Source organism: Phenylobacterium terrae (assembly GCF_042681205.1).
In the GTDB taxonomy this organism is placed as follows: Bacteria; Pseudomonadota; Alphaproteobacteria; order Caulobacterales; family Caulobacteraceae; genus Phenylobacterium; species Phenylobacterium terrae.
The window spans coordinates 23,733-38,016 of record NZ_JBHUEY010000012.1 but is presented as its reverse complement, the minus strand read 5'-3'; the positions used below and the strand labels follow the sequence as shown (position 1 = coordinate 38,016).

Sequence of the window (14,284 nt, the reverse complement as noted above, 5' to 3'; positions counted from 1 at the left end):
GGGCCGGCGATCCGGGTCCGCCTGGAGGCAGGGCCGCACGAGGGCGTCGAGGTCCGGATCCGGCAGCGCCTTCGGATCGAAGCGACCCGAGCGCTTCTTCCAATCCCGGCGCGAGACCGAGATGTTGCCGCTCGCCGCGCGAGATGTCGATGAGAACGCGGGCGCGTTCGCCGAGGCGCCGGCGCGCCGCAACGGTGAAGCCCGTCTCGCGGGAGATGGCGTTTCACGCGCCGTGCGCCAAGGCGAAGTTCCGAACGCGTCCGGACTCCAGGAGGTCTGCTTCTAAGCGGCGAACGTGGGGCCGCTCGTCAACGCCCCGGCTTGCGTGGCCGGCCGCTTACCGGCAGCCGGCGCGGCGCCTCGGCGTCATGTGCGGCCCTGACACGGCATCGGCCAGCCGTCAGGGGGACGAGAGCGCCGCCTGCCGTCCGGCGATTGTGTCGCCCCTGACGGTCAGCTCCGCCTGTTCCAGAAGCCAGGACGCCAGGCTGCGCACCCGCTCGTCGCTCCGGAGCGCGCCCGGCCACCGCACCACGTGCGCCTTGCTGGACGCGAGGTCCTCCTCTGGTGGCAGGATGCGCACGAGCCGGCCGTCGGCGAGCGCGTCGTGGACCAGCATGGAGCGCGCCAGGACCACGCCCGCCCCTTCCAGCGCTGCAGCGATAGCTGGGCCGATGCTGGCGAAGCGGAAGCTCTCCTTCGGCTTCGCCGGCAGGCGATAGCGCTCCAGCCACGCCGCCCAGGACCACTCCGCGCTCGTCGCGCGGCCCGCGGGCCCTTTGTGCAGGAGCGGGAGGTCGACAAGGACGCTCGGGTCGCCCGGAACATGGCCCGCAGGCAACAGTGAGGGATGGCAGACCGGGAACACCCGCTCCTGGAAGAGCGGGCGCTGGGTCGTCGTCGCCCGCAGCTCCGCAGCTGGGACCCAGAGGATCCGGAGGTCCAGGTCCGACACCAGCTCGGGAGCTTCGTTCTCGACGATCACCAGTTCGATCGACAGCGACGGGCTGCGGGCTGCGAAGTCCGGCAGCCTGCGGACCAGCCAGTTGTGCGCCAGCGCCGCGCCGACGCCCAGCCGCAGGCGGCTCGGCCCAACGGCAGCGAGGCAGCGGGCCCTTAGCCCGGCCATTTCGGCGAGCGCGCCGGCCAAGCCCTCAGCCAGAGCCTCCCCCGCGGGCGTCGGCGTCAGTCCGCCGGCGTGGCGGCGGAGGAGCGGCGCGCCCATGAAGGCCTCGAGCCGGCGGACCCTGTGGCTGATCGCGCTCTGTGTCACGCCCAGCTCCGCAGCGGCGCGTGTCATCCCGCCGTGCCGCAACACCGCATCGAAGGCGATCAGCGCGTCGAAAGGGGGCAGTCGCATCGTACGCGCGAGGATGAATGAGATTCATCGCGAAGTGAACGCTTGGAGTTGGGCGAACCCGGCCCGGGGAGGGATTCTCGCGCGACCCCCAAACGAGGAACCCCATGGACGCAGCCGACAACAAAAGACTGATGCAGGAGATCTTCGCCCGCCTGGCGGAGGCCGACCCGACGTTGTTCCTGCAGCACCTTGCCGACGACGTCGTCGTCACGATCACCGGCGAGAACTCCTGGTCCCGCAGCTTCCACGGCAAGGACGCCGCGCGAAAGGGCCTGTGGGGCTACGTCAACAGCCTGGTGGCCGCCCAGGGCCGGACGTTTCCATTCCGGATCCTGGCCGACGAGGACTGGGTCGTTTTGGAGGCCCGCGGGGACATGACGACCAAGGCCGGACAGCCCTACCGCAACCACTACTGCCTCCTCTACCGGCTGCAGGACGGGAAGATCGTCGAAATGCGCGAGTACCAGGATTCCAGCATGTGCGAACGGATCCTGGGGCCTTATCCGGCGCCGGTTCCAGCATGACTGAGCGGCCCGTGGCCAAGTCTATGGAAGCCGGCCCGCAGGCGCCCTTGCGCCTCGCCGAGATCAAGCGCGGCGCATCGCCGGTGGACGCCACGCCTTCGGCTGCCCTGTGGGACATCGGGGACGGCGTCCTCGCCCTGGAGATCGCCACCCGCCTTAACCAGTGCGACGAGGCCGTGGTGGAGCTCCTGTCGCGGACCCCGGACCGCGTGCGGGAAGGCTTCCGCGCCGTTGTCATCGGCTCGGACGACCCCCGCGCCTTTTCGGCTGGCGCGACCCTGGACGTGTTCATCGAGGGCGTCGAGCGGCGCGAGTGGCGGCGTATCGAGGGCTTCCTGCGCGACGGACAGGCCGCGCTCCTTGCGTTGCGGTACGCCGACTTTCCGGTGGTGGCGGCCGTCCACGGGCTGACCCTCGGCGGCGGCTGTGAGCTCATGCTCCACACAGACGCGGTGGTCGCCTGCCAGGACCTGCGGATCGGCTTCCCCGAACGCTGGATCGGGGCCGTCCCCGGATGGGGCGGGGTGACCCAGACGCTGCGCCGTTGGCAGGCCCGGCTGCCCGCGTCCGAGGCCGCGCGCCGGGCGCTGGAGGTGATCGCCGCCGCAACGATCTTCCCGGCGCAGGACGCCTTCGCGGCAGGCCTCTTGGGCGAGGGCGACGTCGTGATCGAGGATCGCGCGGCGCTGCTCGCGGCTGCCCGCGGCCGGGCTGTCGCCCTGGCCGAAGGCTACGCGCCGCCCCCGCCGGCCACGATTGCAGCGCTAGGGAGCTCGCGCAGGGCGGAGCTGGAACCGGACCTGGAGCGCCTGAGCGCCGAAAATGCGTTCGCGGAGGCCGATCGCAACGCCGCGCGGGCGCTGGCCGGGATCCTCTGCGGCGGCGGAGCCGAACTCGGCGCGCGGCTTTCCGAAGACGATGTCATGGCCCTGGAGCGTGAGGCCTTTTTGCGGCTGATCCGCCATCCGGACGCCCTCGAGCGGATGCGCCATCTGAGATCCACCGGACGACCGTTGAGGCCCTGACAATGCAGGAACCCACCCAGTCCGCGGACGCGGACTCCATCTCGGCGGCCTGGACGCGCGTCGCGCTCGACTACCTCGGGTCCTGGCTCGACTTTCAGGTCCGCCAGGCGCGCCAGCCCGGCTGCGCCGTCGCGGTGGCGCAGGACGGCGAGCTCCTCTGGGAGGCGGCGTTCGGGCGGGCCGACCTCGGCACGGGCGAGGCGCTCACGCCGCGGCATCGCTTCCGCGTCGCCTCGTTGTCGAAGACCCTCACCGCCGTCGGGCTCATGAGGCTCGCCGAGGCCGGGCGCCTGCGCCTCGACGACTCGGCCGGCGCCTTCGTCGACGGGCTGCACCCGGCGGTCGCGCGCGTAACGCTAACCCAGCTCCTCAGTCACAGCGCGGGGCTCTCGCGCGATGGGGCCGACGCCAGCTACTTCGCCGACCTTCGGCCGTTCCCCTCGCGCGACGAGGTCTTGGAGGAGCTGCGGCGGCCGCCGGTGATCGAGCCGGGACTCCGGCTCAAGTACTCGAACTATGGCTACGCCCTGCTCGGCCTGGTGATCGAGGCCGTCACCGGCGAGGCCTATTGCGACTGGACCGCCCGGGAAGTCATCGCTGCTTGCGGCCTTTCGGAAACCACGCCGGACGCGCCGTCCGACCCGAGCCGTCTCGCACGTGGCCATACCGGGGCGCTGCCGGCCGGCCGGCTGACAATTCCGGGCCAGAACTCGACGGAGGCGTTCGCCTGCGTCACCGGCCTCACCGCCACCGCCGCCGACATGGCCCGCTTCTACGGGCGGCTGGCGCCTGCGGCGGCTGGCGCGCTCCTGAGCGAGGCCTCCCGACGTGACATGATTCAGCCGCGCGGCCACGACGACGACAGCGCCCTGGGGCGCGCCTACGGGCTCGGCGTCCATGTGGGCGAGACCGCTGGCTGGAGCTACTTTGGCCATGTGGGCCGGTTCCAAGGGGTGGTGACGCGGGTCCTGACCCTGCCCGAGACGGGCCTCAGCCTGGCGGTGATCGCCAATGCGATCGACGGGCCCGCCGTCTCCTGGATCGAGGGCGCGGTTCGCATCCTGCGGCGCTTTCATGACGAGGGGGCGCCCGCGGGATACGCGCGGGACTGGACCTCACGCTGGTGGAGCCTCTGGGGCCCGCTGGACGTCGTGGCGTTGGGTGACAAGGTTCTGGCCTACAATCCGGCCGAGCCGACGCCCTTCGCCGAGGCCATAGAGATCACCCTCCAAGGGCCCGACAGCGGCGTGGTGAGCCGCGCGCCGGTCATGGACCGCTACGGCGAGCCGGTGGCGCGCCGGGTGGGCCAAGGCGGCCGGCCGAGCTTGCTGCGCATCGGGTCCGCCGCGTTCGGCGACGAGGCGGCGGCGGCGCAGCGCATTCGAGCGCAGTATGGCCGGCCTTCGGCGGCTCAGCTGCAGGGCGAGGCGGGACAATGAAGGTGGCGGTGATGGGCCTCGGAGCCATGGGCGCGCGGATGGCGCGCCGCCTGATGGAGTCCGGCCACGAGGTCACGGTCTGGAACCGATCGGACGGCCCGGCAGACGCTCTCGCCGCGGCGGGCGCGCGGCGAGCTGCGTCGCCGGCCGAGGCTGTTGCGGACGCAGAAGTCGCGTTGGGCATGGTCCGCGACGACGGGGCGTCCCGCAGCGTGTGGCTGGACACAGAGCACGGCGCCCTGCGCGCCCTGCGCGCCGACGCCGTCGCGATTGAGAGTTCGACGGTGACCCCCGCGTGGGTTCGCGAGCTCGCCGGGGCCTGTGCCTCGCGCCGCATCGCGTTGCTCGACGCCCCGGTTCTCGGATCGCGGGGACAAGCCGAGGCCGGGGCCCTGATCCACCTCGTCGGGGGAACCGCAGCGGCTCTGAGCGCCGCCACCCCGGTCCTCGCCGCCCTCGGCCAGGCGGCCCATCACATGGGGCCTTCCGGCGCCGGGGCCGCCGCGAAGCTGCTGGTGAACAGCCTCCTTGGGATCCAGGTTGCGGCCCTCGCCGAACTGCTCGGCGCCGCGCCGCGCCTTGGCCTCGATCCACGGCGCTTCGTTGCGGTGCTCGGTGAAACGCCGCCTTGCAGCCCCGCCGCGCGAGCGGCGGCGCAGGGCATGCTCGCGCACGCATTCGCGCCGGCCTTTCCGATAGATCTGTTGGAGAAGGACTTCGCCTATCTGCTGGTCATGGCCGGCCAAGCGCTGCCGATGAGCGACGCGGCCCGAAGCGTGTTTGAGCGCGCGAAGGCGCAAGGCCTGGCCGGGAAGAACATGACGGCTGTGGCCGAGCTCTATGCATGATCGCGGGGCCGCCGGGGGCCTCGGGTCTCGGGCAACCCCGCCGGCCTCCCGGCGCCGGCGGGCTTCTTCGCGTTGGGGAAAAGCCAGGCGGGGAGACGGACCTAGACGCCGTCAGGCCTCCACCTCCTCACCAGAAATCCAGGTGGCCTGGCTCATCGCGGTGCGGCTCGGGTGACCGAGTTATCAGGGGGGCGCTTTGGCACGTCTTGCACACGAACGTCGTATTCCAGCACGCGCGTCAGAGTCCGGAAATGGCGCGGAACTGACCCAGCCGCGGGGGTCGCTCCGGATGACGATCTGGTCGGGCGGATGGAGGCGAGCTGGTCTAACTCCTGGTCGGGACGCACACGACCTGAAATCCCGACTTCGGCCGGAAAGCGCGAGATGGACGAAGATTGCACCTCCAGGCCCTCGAGGGGGTACGCCTGAGGTAGGCATTCTCACCCTCACTGTGGCTCGACTCGAGCGGCTCCAGTCGGGGGGCTTTTGGCGTCCCCCGCCCGACGCTGGCTCGGCTAGCTTGTCAGGCCATGGGCCTCGTTGCTGTCGGGTGGCGCCTCGTCGCGCGCATTGAGGCCGTAATCACGCGCCACCTCCGCGATGCGTAGACGATAGTCATCGAACACGCCCCCGCGTCCCGCCGTTTGCGCCAGGCGATGCTGCGGCAGGCTCCGCCATGCGAGGACGGCCGCCTCATCCCGGAAGAAGGAGAGGGACAGGATCTTGCCGGGGTTGGTGAGGCTCTGGAAGCGTTCGACGGAGATGAAGCCCTCGATGTTCTGAAGGAGCGGGCCGAGCTCGCCGGCGAGCTGAAGGTAACGCTCCCGGCCCTCTGAGCCGGCCGGTTCAACTTCGAATATCACTGCGATCATGAGGTCGCTCCGGTGAGCGGCTTGAGGAAGAGGCGCTCCTCATAACGGAGGAACCGGCGCTGACGAGCGAAGGCGAAGGCTGCGCGCCCGACGGGGTCCTCCCGCAGCCGGGCCCGATAGGCCTCGTAGGCGGCAAGGTCTGGCAGAGAATAGACGCCGAAGGCGGTGCTCGCCGACCCCTCGTGAGGTCCAAAGTAGCCGATCAGATTCGCGCCCGCCCGAGGAATGGCTTCGCCCCACATGCGGGCGTATTCGGCAAAGAGGTCGGCGTCGGCGGGGGCGATGTCGTAACGGATAAAGCAGGTGATCATGGGCGATCCTCGTGGCTTAGAGCCAAGAGGCCTAGCAGCGGCGCCGCGGCTGATGCTTCGGGCGCGATCAAACCATTGATGCCGGTCTCCTGTGCTAAAGGCTTGCTCATGAGCAACATCGCCCGCCTCGCCGAAATCGGCGCCCTCGTCGGCGACCCGGGGCGCTGTGCGATGCTGGTGGCGCTGATGGACGGGCGGGCGCTGACGGCGTCGGAACTGGCGCATGCCGCGGGGGTAACGCCTTCGACCGCCAGTTCCCATCTAGCCCAGCTTACGCAAGCCGAGCTCTTGCTTGTCGTGCGTCAGGGGCGGCATCGCTACCACCGGATCGCCTCGCCGGAGGTGGCGCGCATGCTGGAGGGGATCATGGCGGTCGCCTCGATGGCGCCGGCCGTGCGTCCTGTGACGACCGGCCCCCGCGACCGCGACATGCGTCACTTGCGCACCTGCTACGACCACCTTGCCGGCAGTCTGGCCGTCGCCATCGCCGACAGCATGGCGCAGAGAGGTGAGATCATCCTGGGCCCAGAGGGCGGGCGCCTGACAGGCGCGGGCGAAGCCCTGCTCGGCCGTCTGTCCATCGATCTCACCGACAGACGCGCCGGCCTCGTTCGTCCGTGCCTCGATTGGAGCGAACGGCGCTTCCACCTCGGCGGCGGACTTGGCGCGACGCTTCAGCAGGCTTTCTTGCAGCGCGGCTGGATCCGGCTAAGCCCGCGGTCCCGTGCAGTGGTGCTGTCCCAGCAGGGACGGGGCGCGCTCCGTGAAGTCTTCGATCTTAGAAGTTAGCCGGACGTGATCATCGCCCGGGAGGGCAGGCGGCGGCAAGGTGTTGCGCGCCTGGGCTGTAACCCTTGCGGAATGGCCGTTCGTCGGCGCCGATCCGGCGGCTCCCATGCTCGAACTCGCTGCCGCGCCCCGTCCATGCAAATCTCAACCATCGGCTAGTTGCGTAAGTAGGTCATGCAGGCCGCCTGTTACTGCCTCAGGCAGATGAGTGTCAGTCCATCGTGGATGAAGCGCTATGTCCCGCGTTGGCGCATCGGTGGCGGATGGCTCTGGCTTGGCGCACGGGTCCCTGAGCCCACGAACGATGGGTCGGGGGGAGGGCCTGGTCGAAACGCTGATGCTCCGCAAATCTTTGTACGGGTGTGCCCTGAGCCCGAACTTCGCGTTCATCGTGGCCTCAGGCGTGTTCACCGGGACGGGGCAGGGCATTACCGGCGGCCGTTCGATCTACTTCAACACCTACTTCTGGGAGTTGCCCTCGTCGCGGCTTCTGGTGCTGACGCTTGCCGGCCACATCGCGATGGCTGCGGCCGCGGTGTTGGCATCGTTCGTGTCGCGGGCAGTCGGGAAGAAGTGGGCGACCGCCAGTTTCATGCTGACCGGCTTGGCCGCATCCGCCAAGCCGATCAGCAGGCGGCTGCTCGAACTACGTCCGCCGAATGGCTCCCCCATACGGATTGCGGTGCTGTTCTGTGAGCGTGTGGTGACCCCGATGTGCGATGGGGCGGCGCTGATCCTGATCTACTCGATTCCACCAAAGTGAACTCAAGACCGGCCGACGATCGGAGGGGCTGCTGATCAGCGCAGGCGTAACGCTGCAAAAGGTGCTGGGCGGAGTCGCCGCCGTCATACCCGGGTTGATGCTTGCGGCGGTCGCCTTCCCGGAAAGCGCCAAGCCAGGCGCCGTGCGCCGGAGGTGCTGCGCAACCTCGCGCTGCTCTATCTCCCCGGTAGCGCCGCTATGAGTGCGATCGCGATCGCTTGCGTCATGCTCTACCGGATCGACCGGCGGCACTATGAGTCGATCATACTGGCGCTACGAGGTGAAGATCCGCTGGCCATCGCCGAGGACACGGCTGAGCGAGCGGCCGGCTCCCCACGCGCTCCCGGCCCGTGAGCGGCCTCGGGGCGCAGGTCATCAAATGGTGCAGGAGGATATGCTGAAGAATGCGATCAGCATCCTCGCAACGACGCCGATAGCGCACCTTGGCCCACGGAATCCTCTCGTACGACGGAGAGGCAGAGCAACGGACCGACTCGCGGAGGTGCGCTGCTGTCCGCGTCTGGACCCGATTCCAATGTCTGCAACTGGCGCTGCTCGGACTCCTCCCGCGCGGAGCGTCAGGCCGCTTGTGCGGACGTTCCAAGTGTCAGGGCAGGGTGGTTTGCGGAAGTGATCCTCTGCCAGCCAGAAGCATCCGTCAGCGGGAATACTTCTCATCGTTGCGGAGATAAAGCTTGGTTTTGGAGGCCTCGACAACTCCAAAGACCATGCCTTCCATCTCATATTCGAGTTCTAGCCAGCAGGGTTCGCCAGTCGTGAAGAAGAGCACTGTCCCACTTGTCCCTGCCGGAACGACGATGACCGAGCCACTGCTGTCCGGCTCTGAGGCGGTGGGCTCCAAAATCGCGACGTCATCGTAGCAGCGGACGTGTGTTCCGTCGGCATCGGGGAAGGTGCCATCCTGCGTCCAATCTTGCTGAATGTCCTCGGCTTTCACCTACCTACCTCCAGTGCTGGATTCACGGGCTGGAACACCCGTCGCTCATACTGGCCTCTCGGCCTCAAGGTCCGCAACGGGTGGTTAGGAGACTCCGTCATCAGAGCGGCCCTGTTCCGATGCGCTCTGGGGCAGGACTGTTTCATGCCTCGGCAGTCTGGCGGCGAGATACCGGTCGACCTTCGCGTCCGTCGAGCGATGACTAGCTAAGGCCCAGGCAGTCACGAATAAGCCTCCCAAGCCCAGTAGACCAACAAGACCAGCTTAGAATTGGTAGTAGGTGGGTACGTAGTGCCCGACGCGTCGCCAACCGAACCAAGCGCGCAGGGCGACGTGCGCCCACTGCACAGCCGCTTCGCAGAGCTCGCGCTTGGCTATCATCACGCAGAACAGGAGGCAGAGTAGAAGGCTGATGGCCGCCACGGCGAGGTATCGCACTCGCCAGCTCGCTCGCCCGTCCCACCACCCTCTCATCGTAGCGAGCTTGCCGATCCCATTCCGTTATGGCTCTTGGAGCATGGGGGCCTTGAGATCGCTTGGCGACGAGACGGCTTCTGGAACTGGAAGCCTTGCCAGCACAAGCGTTGCGGCGCGCCTCTCCTTTGATGCTACCCGCCCGCCAGGCGGCGAGAACGCCGGCCGGTGTGGGAGCGACGTTCGCTTTCCGGCGCTGAGCTGAGATGAGGTCTTGGCGCTGCCCGGAACCTGCATCGCTGAGCGCGAGGCCTTCTTCCGCCGACTTTCCATGTGTCAGGGAGGGGTGGATAGTGAACTTAGGTAAACTTAAGCTCCGCATATGGTCCGCCACACCGCGAGGGACAGAGAACAAGGGCGCATAGCTCGCCATACCCGGGCAGCGCTGATGTCGAACACCAAGTGGCGCAAGCTGATCCGCGCCCTAGATCGAGCGGACCTCCAGCTTGGGCATTGCGTCATCAAGTTTGTGGGTGAGCCGGAGCCCTGCCCCGCGTTCAAGCCTGGGGAGTCCACCCTTTATCCCGGAGGAGGGTGGATCGATGCCAGTCTTGGGCCGATCCGCTTACGCACCATCGAGTGGCTCATGTTCCCTCGCCGGTACGAGTACAGGCCCCTGAATGACCGAACCATTCCCGCAAAAGTCGTTGAACAGAACGTAGATGAAGCGGTTCGCGTGCTCGGTGACCTCGGCTGCTACCCGATTGAGCTCAGCGATCAGGGGCTGCTCATCAGAGGTTATCTGAGCCAGACGTAGTTCATCCTGCACCGGCAAGCGTTCGCAAGGGGTCGCTAGCGGAGCTCATCGCACTCGCGTCTTCGATGGACGAGCCACTCCATCGACGAACAGCAAGCCTGGCCATCCAAGGGATCGAAGTTCGTTCGGGGAAGAACGGTGCCACTATTTTTCCGTCCGATCCGACCTCCCAGTGTCCGCTCACCAACCCCATGGGGCTCCACCGCCTGGATCGTTCGGATCGACCTGGGTGTACTCAGGATCGAACGGCAGTCCGATGCGATAGACGCGGCCTCCGGGGTTCTGCAGAGCTTCAAGGATCTCTGCTTCTGTGGTTTCGGTTGGGTCCGTGCGCCCTCGCGCCGAAACAGTCGCATAGAGCCCGCCCCTATGATGAAGACCGCTTCCACCTTCCGGGCCTGAACTGGATGTCGTCAACGGGTCGAAACGGGGCATTGGGCTCAAGCCCGCAACCAGACACCCTGGGGAACCTAGCCAGGGCGCTTGGCTAAAGAGCCGCGCAGCCGGGCATCGCGAGGGATAGCTGGCGACTGTCCCGTCGTCGATGGCGCAGTCTCTCGTCTCGAGCAGACAAGCGAACCTCGCCCAACGTTGCGAATTCACTCCCGCTTAAGGCGAAGCTTGTTGCTAAGCTCGCGATTCCAGCGTGTGATCAGCGCGCTTGGGAGGCGGGTGACCGACAGTAGGGGGGACTATGAGAAACTCAAAGATCGTGACCGCGATGGCGGCTGCGAGCATTGTCGCGGCGTGCGCCACGTCGCCGGACAAGATCAGCGGCACCTACGTCTCGCCGATCCAGTACAGCAATTACGACTGCGACCAGATCCGGATGGAGATGGTGCGCATCTCAAACAAGGTCGCGGAGGTCTCCGGCCAACAGAAGCGGCAGGCGAGCAACGACGCGGTCGCCATGGGCGTGGGTCTGGTGCTGTTCTGGCCGGCGCTGTTCTTCCTCGCCGGCGGCAACGACCGCAAGGAAGAGCTGGCAAACCTCAAGGGGCAGTATGACGCTCTTACATCGGCGGCCATCGAGAAGAAGTGCCCAGTCGCTCAAGAAATCGAGGCCGCGCGGCAGGCTCACGCCGAAGCCGAGTCGAAGAAGAAGCGTCGGTGAGCTTCCTCGGCCGAGAGCCGCAGTTGCGACTTTTGGCGCTCGCGCCGCGGTAGCTGTGTAGCTCTCGCGCCGCTAGTCCGTGTGGCCAACGCTCAGATGTCGCTTCCCGATGCGCCACGCGGACAGTTGGACCGCATTCAGAAGCGGACGTTCATGCGCGCTTGGACGATGGCCTTGGTGGGCTGGCGCGCCGAACGCTCAGCTGAGGGTCGAGAGCGCCCGACGGGGCAGAGCGATGGATGTCAGCTTACGGGGGGTGAGCCAACGTCCGCTCCTGGCGCCAGTTGGACCCGTACTCATGGACTCTCAGGTCCCTCGCAGGTCAGGTCTGCGCTGGCTCAGTTCGGACAGGCCCTTACTCGTCATCATGAGCCGACCGTCCTCCTGCCTTCGGAGCCAGTCTCTTTCTAACATTGCCTCGACTGCGTCGGCGCACAGACGAACATCCGGATCAAACATCTGATGCAATCTTGCCCGCACGTCCGGCGCGGCTTCAGCGCACAGCCAGTTGTAGACTTCATCGATGGCCTGGCTGAGGTCGTCTGGCTCGTCGGCACCGCTCATCGTTGCTCTCCGTCTCATCCTGGCCTGAAACTGAAGGCCGTCTCGAACCCGAACGCATACAGCCAGCAAGGAACAGATCCGCAGTATGACTCGGGTCTGGTTTGACCCACCAAGGGGACCCGGAGCTCGTTCGACATCGCTGACTGGCGCAATGCAGCCCACCTAAAACCCTTCGCGCTTGAGGCTGAGAGATGGATGAACTGGTGTTCCAGGGACTTGTCGCGGCCGGCGCTGGCTTGTTCGCGCGTGAGCTGGAAGTGCCAGGTCGTGCTCAATTTCCAACCGCCCCGGACGATTGGCCGGACGCCCTCTGTCGCGGGACTCTGAACTTCAGGATCTCGGAACTCCCCAAAGTTCTTCAAGCTCGGGGGTGGTCCGACATCAAGGGACTGGATCGCCGGGGATTCTCTCCGGTGTTCGAAATCCCGCAGGACAAGATTGTGGGAAACACGCTGCAGCCGTCGGCGAGCGTGCCGGAGAACGGCCGCGCCCAGGTCTGGCGGGCGCGACTTGAGGCAAACTCCCGCTCGACGACATGCTGGGTGCTTCGCCGGATCAACTCCGGCTACGGGAGAGTGCTCGAGCTCGTCTCGGACGAACGGCTGCGAGACACTTTGGATCTCGCGACCGGCACGGAGTGGCCCGCCATGCTCCGAATGTACGGTCTCTGGCGGACTGGCTGACGGCCGTATGTCTGCTCTATTGGCGGTTCTTCAATGTCCGCTCGCAACCCAACGCTGACGTTCAGCAGGGCAGGTTGGGGCCTCGAATTCGAGGTGCCGATCGAAGGTCCGCTTCGGGCAGCCGGCTGAACGTCTCATTCTGGCGCTGCTCGGACTCTGTATCAGTGAGGGACGGGCCTGCCTTTGCGGACGTTCCTGGTGTCAGTGCGGGGTGGTTAGCGGACGATCCATCAGTTCCAGCCTCCGCCCCATAACTCCGCGATGAGACCGGCTGAGAATGCAATAGCCCAGGCCACGATGAAGACGCCTGTCCCAACCAGCGTCTTTCGCATGTAGCCGTTGTGGCGCTCACGCTTCCGAAAACCCACCAGCCACATCGGCATGAAGAAGCGTACGGCGTAGAACCAGGCCAGCACACAAACGCACCATGCGGCGATGAACACGACCAGCATTGCGGTGGCCAAGGCTGTCATGCGCTAAAATTCGCATCCGATCCGTAGCCCTGCAATTGGTCGGAGCGATCGCTCAGCGCGACGGCTGTGGGCGACGCGGACCTCAAGCCACTAGGATGAGAAGATGGAACAGTTCGACCACCTTCGTGTAGCCGGACTAGAGCCGAAGGTCATCGCAGGACTGCAGTTGCTAACCGTCGATCAGGTGCACCGCCTTCTTCTCACGGCTGAACGCGAGGGCTGGATCATCTGGGGACTGGATGGCTTCGAAGTAGTCGATGGCGGAGTGCGGCCAGACATGGACCAGATCGCTGATTGGTCTGCGCTGAAGGGATTGTCCGGTGATCAGCTAGGCTTGAGATCAGTCGAGGAAACGCGACGCTTTCTCGCTACCACCGCCAGGGATGACCGCCTCTATGAAGTGGCGATCTCGGAGGAGGTCTATAGTAAGCCTTCCCCCTAGGTCAGCAATGGGTCGACAACGGAACTTGGCGACGTCAGCTTTCGGCTTGGTCCCCAGAGCTGAGACCGAGGAGTGAGCCTCCTGCATGTCACGTCCCTTGAGCACGACAGCCCAATGAGGCGACCGGGTGTCGACATGGGTGGAGCACGCTCCAGGCCATGATCTTAGCGGATGGGCGGATGCGGCTTGGATCGGCCTTGGTGGCTGGGCTCGGTCCTTGCGCCTTCTGCCGGATGGCTGCGCCGATATGGTCTGGGACGGCGAGGTGCTCTCCCTCCACCCCGCGCAAAGCCGCGCTTGCTTCTTGCCCGTCAGCCTGGCTCGTCCCAATGTGGGTTTGCGCCTGGCTTGCGGGGTCGGCGGTCTCGTCGCGGGCAGTCCCGGCGCCGCTGTGCCGCTGCTCTTGGAGGAGGCCTGGGGGAGCTTGGCCCGTACGGCGGCGACACGCCTGCGTCGGACCAGGGATCCAGAGAAGCAGCTGGAGGTCTTGAATTGGCTTGTGTTGGAGCGTCGAGAAGTATCTGCCGCTCCTGACCCCCTGATCCTTGATGCTGTCGATCAGATCCGGCGCCTGCCAAGCGGCGCCATCCGCGACGTGAGCGATCGTGTTGGGCTGAGCGCACGGGAGCTGCGCCGCCGGTTCGCAATTCAGGTGGGGCTTAGCCCGAAAGCTCTGCATCGCGTTGCCCGAGCCCAAATGTTGCTTCGTGCCCTACGAGCCGCTGGGCCCGAGATCGAACTCGCCCGCCTTGCGGCCGATCTCGGATACGCGGACCAGGCGCACATGACCCATGAATGTCGAACCATCGTCGGCGCCACACCAGGGCAGCTGAAGCGGCGGATGGTCAGTTAAGGCGCGCCGAAACGTACAAGACCTAGCCCCGCCTC

At 66.7% G+C, this 14,284-nt stretch carries 17 protein-coding genes; 11 read left to right on the top strand and 6 right to left on the bottom strand.

Annotated elements, in window-relative coordinates; translation table 11 throughout:
- Window positions 1-400 precede the first annotated feature (400 nt).
- Window positions 401-1,360 carry a LysR substrate-binding domain-containing protein gene (locus ACFSC0_RS19615; protein ID WP_377281651.1) on the bottom strand — a complete coding sequence of 320 codons (960 nt, stop codon included), beginning with the start codon at window positions 1,358-1,360 and terminating at the stop codon, window positions 401-403.
- 104 nt (window positions 1,361-1,464) lie between these two features.
- Between ACFSC0_RS19615 and ACFSC0_RS19610 the strand changes: the two genes are divergently transcribed.
- From ACFSC0_RS19610 to ACFSC0_RS19595, 4 genes are read left to right on the top strand one after another with little or no spacing between them, the layout of a single operon-like run.
- Window positions 1,465-1,884, top strand: coding sequence for a nuclear transport factor 2 family protein (locus ACFSC0_RS19610; RefSeq protein WP_377281650.1), 420 nt, complete (start codon window positions 1,465-1,467; stop codon window positions 1,882-1,884).
- Between the two features lie 11 nt (window positions 1,885-1,895).
- The gene (locus tag ACFSC0_RS19605) at window positions 1,896-2,909 is read left to right on the top strand and encodes an enoyl-CoA hydratase/isomerase family protein (RefSeq protein ID WP_377281649.1); all 1,014 of its coding nucleotides are present in this window, start codon (window positions 1,896-1,898) and stop codon (window positions 2,907-2,909) included.
- Window positions 2,910-2,911: 2 nt separating this feature from the next.
- Window positions 2,912-4,348: a serine hydrolase domain-containing protein gene (locus ACFSC0_RS19600; protein ID WP_377281648.1), complete on the top strand. Its 1,437-nt coding sequence runs from the start codon at window positions 2,912-2,914 to the stop codon at window positions 4,346-4,348.
- On the top strand, window positions 4,345-5,196 hold the full coding sequence (locus ACFSC0_RS19595; protein ID WP_377281647.1) for an NAD(P)-dependent oxidoreductase: 852 nt from the start codon (window positions 4,345-4,347) through the stop codon (window positions 5,194-5,196). The genes ACFSC0_RS19600 and ACFSC0_RS19595 overlap by 4 nt, the downstream gene beginning before the upstream one ends.
- Window positions 5,197-5,711: 515 nt before the next feature.
- Here the strand turns inward: ACFSC0_RS19595 and ACFSC0_RS19590 are convergent.
- Both ACFSC0_RS19590 and ACFSC0_RS19585 read right to left on the bottom strand, forming a co-directional pair.
- Window positions 5,712-6,068 carry an antibiotic biosynthesis monooxygenase family protein gene (locus ACFSC0_RS19590; RefSeq protein WP_377281646.1) on the bottom strand — a complete coding sequence of 119 codons (357 nt, stop codon included), beginning with the start codon at window positions 6,066-6,068 and terminating at the stop codon, window positions 5,712-5,714.
- Window positions 6,065-6,379, bottom strand: coding sequence for an NIPSNAP family protein (locus ACFSC0_RS19585; RefSeq protein WP_377281645.1), 315 nt, complete (start codon window positions 6,377-6,379; stop codon window positions 6,065-6,067). Before ACFSC0_RS19585 ends, ACFSC0_RS19590 begins: the two co-directional genes overlap by 4 nt.
- Before the next feature lie 108 nt (window positions 6,380-6,487).
- Here ACFSC0_RS19585 and ACFSC0_RS19580 point away from each other — a divergent pair, with 108 nt between their 5' ends.
- The gene (locus ACFSC0_RS19580; RefSeq protein WP_377281644.1) at window positions 6,488-7,168 is read left to right on the top strand and encodes an ArsR/SmtB family transcription factor; all 681 of its coding nucleotides are present in this window, start codon (window positions 6,488-6,490) and stop codon (window positions 7,166-7,168) included.
- A gap of 337 nt (window positions 7,169-7,505) precedes the next feature.
- Window positions 7,506-7,931 carry an MFS transporter gene (locus ACFSC0_RS19575; RefSeq protein WP_377281643.1) on the top strand — a complete coding sequence of 142 codons (426 nt, stop codon included), beginning with the start codon at window positions 7,506-7,508 and terminating at the stop codon, window positions 7,929-7,931.
- A 658-nt stretch (window positions 7,932-8,589) separates the two neighbouring features.
- On the opposite strand, the gene ACFSC0_RS19570 is transcribed toward ACFSC0_RS19575, so the two are convergent.
- Entirely contained in the window at window positions 8,590-8,889 is a 300-nt protein-coding gene (locus ACFSC0_RS19570) for a hypothetical protein (protein WP_377281642.1), read from the bottom strand.
- A gap of 796 nt (window positions 8,890-9,685) precedes the next feature.
- Between ACFSC0_RS19570 and ACFSC0_RS19565 the strand changes: the two genes are divergently transcribed.
- Both ACFSC0_RS19565 and ACFSC0_RS19560 read left to right on the top strand, forming a co-directional pair.
- Complete coding sequence (locus ACFSC0_RS19565) at window positions 9,686-10,120, top strand: DUF6678 family protein (protein WP_377281641.1); 435 nt, start codon at window positions 9,686-9,688, stop codon at window positions 10,118-10,120.
- Window positions 10,121-10,832: 712 nt separating this feature from the next.
- On the top strand, window positions 10,833-11,234 hold the full coding sequence (locus ACFSC0_RS19560; protein ID WP_377281640.1) for a hypothetical protein: 402 nt from the start codon (window positions 10,833-10,835) through the stop codon (window positions 11,232-11,234).
- 306 nt (window positions 11,235-11,540) lie between these two features.
- Here the strand turns inward: ACFSC0_RS19560 and ACFSC0_RS19555 are convergent, their stop codons facing one another.
- Complete coding sequence (locus ACFSC0_RS19555; RefSeq protein ID WP_377281639.1) at window positions 11,541-11,798, bottom strand: hypothetical protein; 258 nt, start codon at window positions 11,796-11,798, stop codon at window positions 11,541-11,543.
- A gap of 191 nt (window positions 11,799-11,989) precedes the next feature.
- Between ACFSC0_RS19555 and ACFSC0_RS19550 the strand changes: the two genes are divergently transcribed.
- Window positions 11,990-12,481 (top strand): hypothetical protein, encoded by a 492-nt coding sequence (locus ACFSC0_RS19550; protein ID WP_377281638.1) that lies wholly within the window; start codon window positions 11,990-11,992, stop codon window positions 12,479-12,481.
- Between the two features lie 230 nt (window positions 12,482-12,711).
- On the opposite strand, the gene ACFSC0_RS19545 is transcribed toward ACFSC0_RS19550, so the two are convergent.
- A complete protein-coding gene (locus tag ACFSC0_RS19545) occupies window positions 12,712-12,954 on the bottom strand; it encodes a hypothetical protein (protein WP_377281637.1) in 243 nt (80 codons plus the stop codon).
- 103 nt (window positions 12,955-13,057) lie between these two features.
- Here ACFSC0_RS19545 and ACFSC0_RS19540 point away from each other — a divergent pair, with 103 nt between their 5' ends.
- Window positions 13,058-13,396 (top strand): hypothetical protein, encoded by a 339-nt coding sequence (locus ACFSC0_RS19540; RefSeq protein WP_377281636.1) that lies wholly within the window; start codon window positions 13,058-13,060, stop codon window positions 13,394-13,396.
- Window positions 13,397-13,643: 247 nt separating this feature from the next.
- A complete protein-coding gene (locus ACFSC0_RS19535) occupies window positions 13,644-14,249 on the top strand; it encodes a helix-turn-helix domain-containing protein (protein ID WP_377281779.1) in 606 nt (201 codons plus the stop codon).
- The last annotated feature ends 35 nt before the right edge of the window (window positions 14,250-14,284 follow it).

Coding starts and splice junctions, on each gene's coding strand:
- ACFSC0_RS19595 (WP_377281647.1), top strand. CDS start 4,345: ATGAAGGTGGCGGTGATGGGCCTCGGAGCCATGGGCGCGCGGATGGCG.
- ACFSC0_RS19585 (WP_377281645.1), bottom strand. CDS start 6,379: ATGATCACCTGCTTTATCCGTTACGACATCGCCCCCGCCGACGCCGAC.
- ACFSC0_RS19550 (WP_377281638.1), top strand. CDS start 11,990: ATGGATGAACTGGTGTTCCAGGGACTTGTCGCGGCCGGCGCTGGCTTG.
- ACFSC0_RS19600 (WP_377281648.1), top strand. CDS start 2,912: ATGCAGGAACCCACCCAGTCCGCGGACGCGGACTCCATCTCGGCGGCC.
- ACFSC0_RS19580 (WP_377281644.1), top strand. CDS start 6,488: ATGAGCAACATCGCCCGCCTCGCCGAAATCGGCGCCCTCGTCGGCGAC.
- ACFSC0_RS19540 (WP_377281636.1), top strand. CDS start 13,058: ATGGAACAGTTCGACCACCTTCGTGTAGCCGGACTAGAGCCGAAGGTC.
- ACFSC0_RS19535 (WP_377281779.1), top strand. CDS start 13,644: ATGGTCTGGGACGGCGAGGTGCTCTCCCTCCACCCCGCGCAAAGCCGC.
- ACFSC0_RS19610 (WP_377281650.1), top strand. CDS start 1,465: ATGGACGCAGCCGACAACAAAAGACTGATGCAGGAGATCTTCGCCCGC.
- ACFSC0_RS19565 (WP_377281641.1), top strand. CDS start 9,686: ATGGTCCGCCACACCGCGAGGGACAGAGAACAAGGGCGCATAGCTCGC.
- ACFSC0_RS19545 (WP_377281637.1), bottom strand. CDS start 12,954: ATGACAGCCTTGGCCACCGCAATGCTGGTCGTGTTCATCGCCGCATGG.
- ACFSC0_RS19575 (WP_377281643.1), top strand. CDS start 7,506: ATGCTCCGCAAATCTTTGTACGGGTGTGCCCTGAGCCCGAACTTCGCG.
- ACFSC0_RS19590 (WP_377281646.1), bottom strand. CDS start 6,068: ATGATCGCAGTGATATTCGAAGTTGAACCGGCCGGCTCAGAGGGCCGG.
- ACFSC0_RS19615 (WP_377281651.1), bottom strand. CDS start 1,360: ATGCGACTGCCCCCTTTCGACGCGCTGATCGCCTTCGATGCGGTGTTG.
- ACFSC0_RS19555 (WP_377281639.1), bottom strand. CDS start 11,798: ATGAGCGGTGCCGACGAGCCAGACGACCTCAGCCAGGCCATCGATGAA.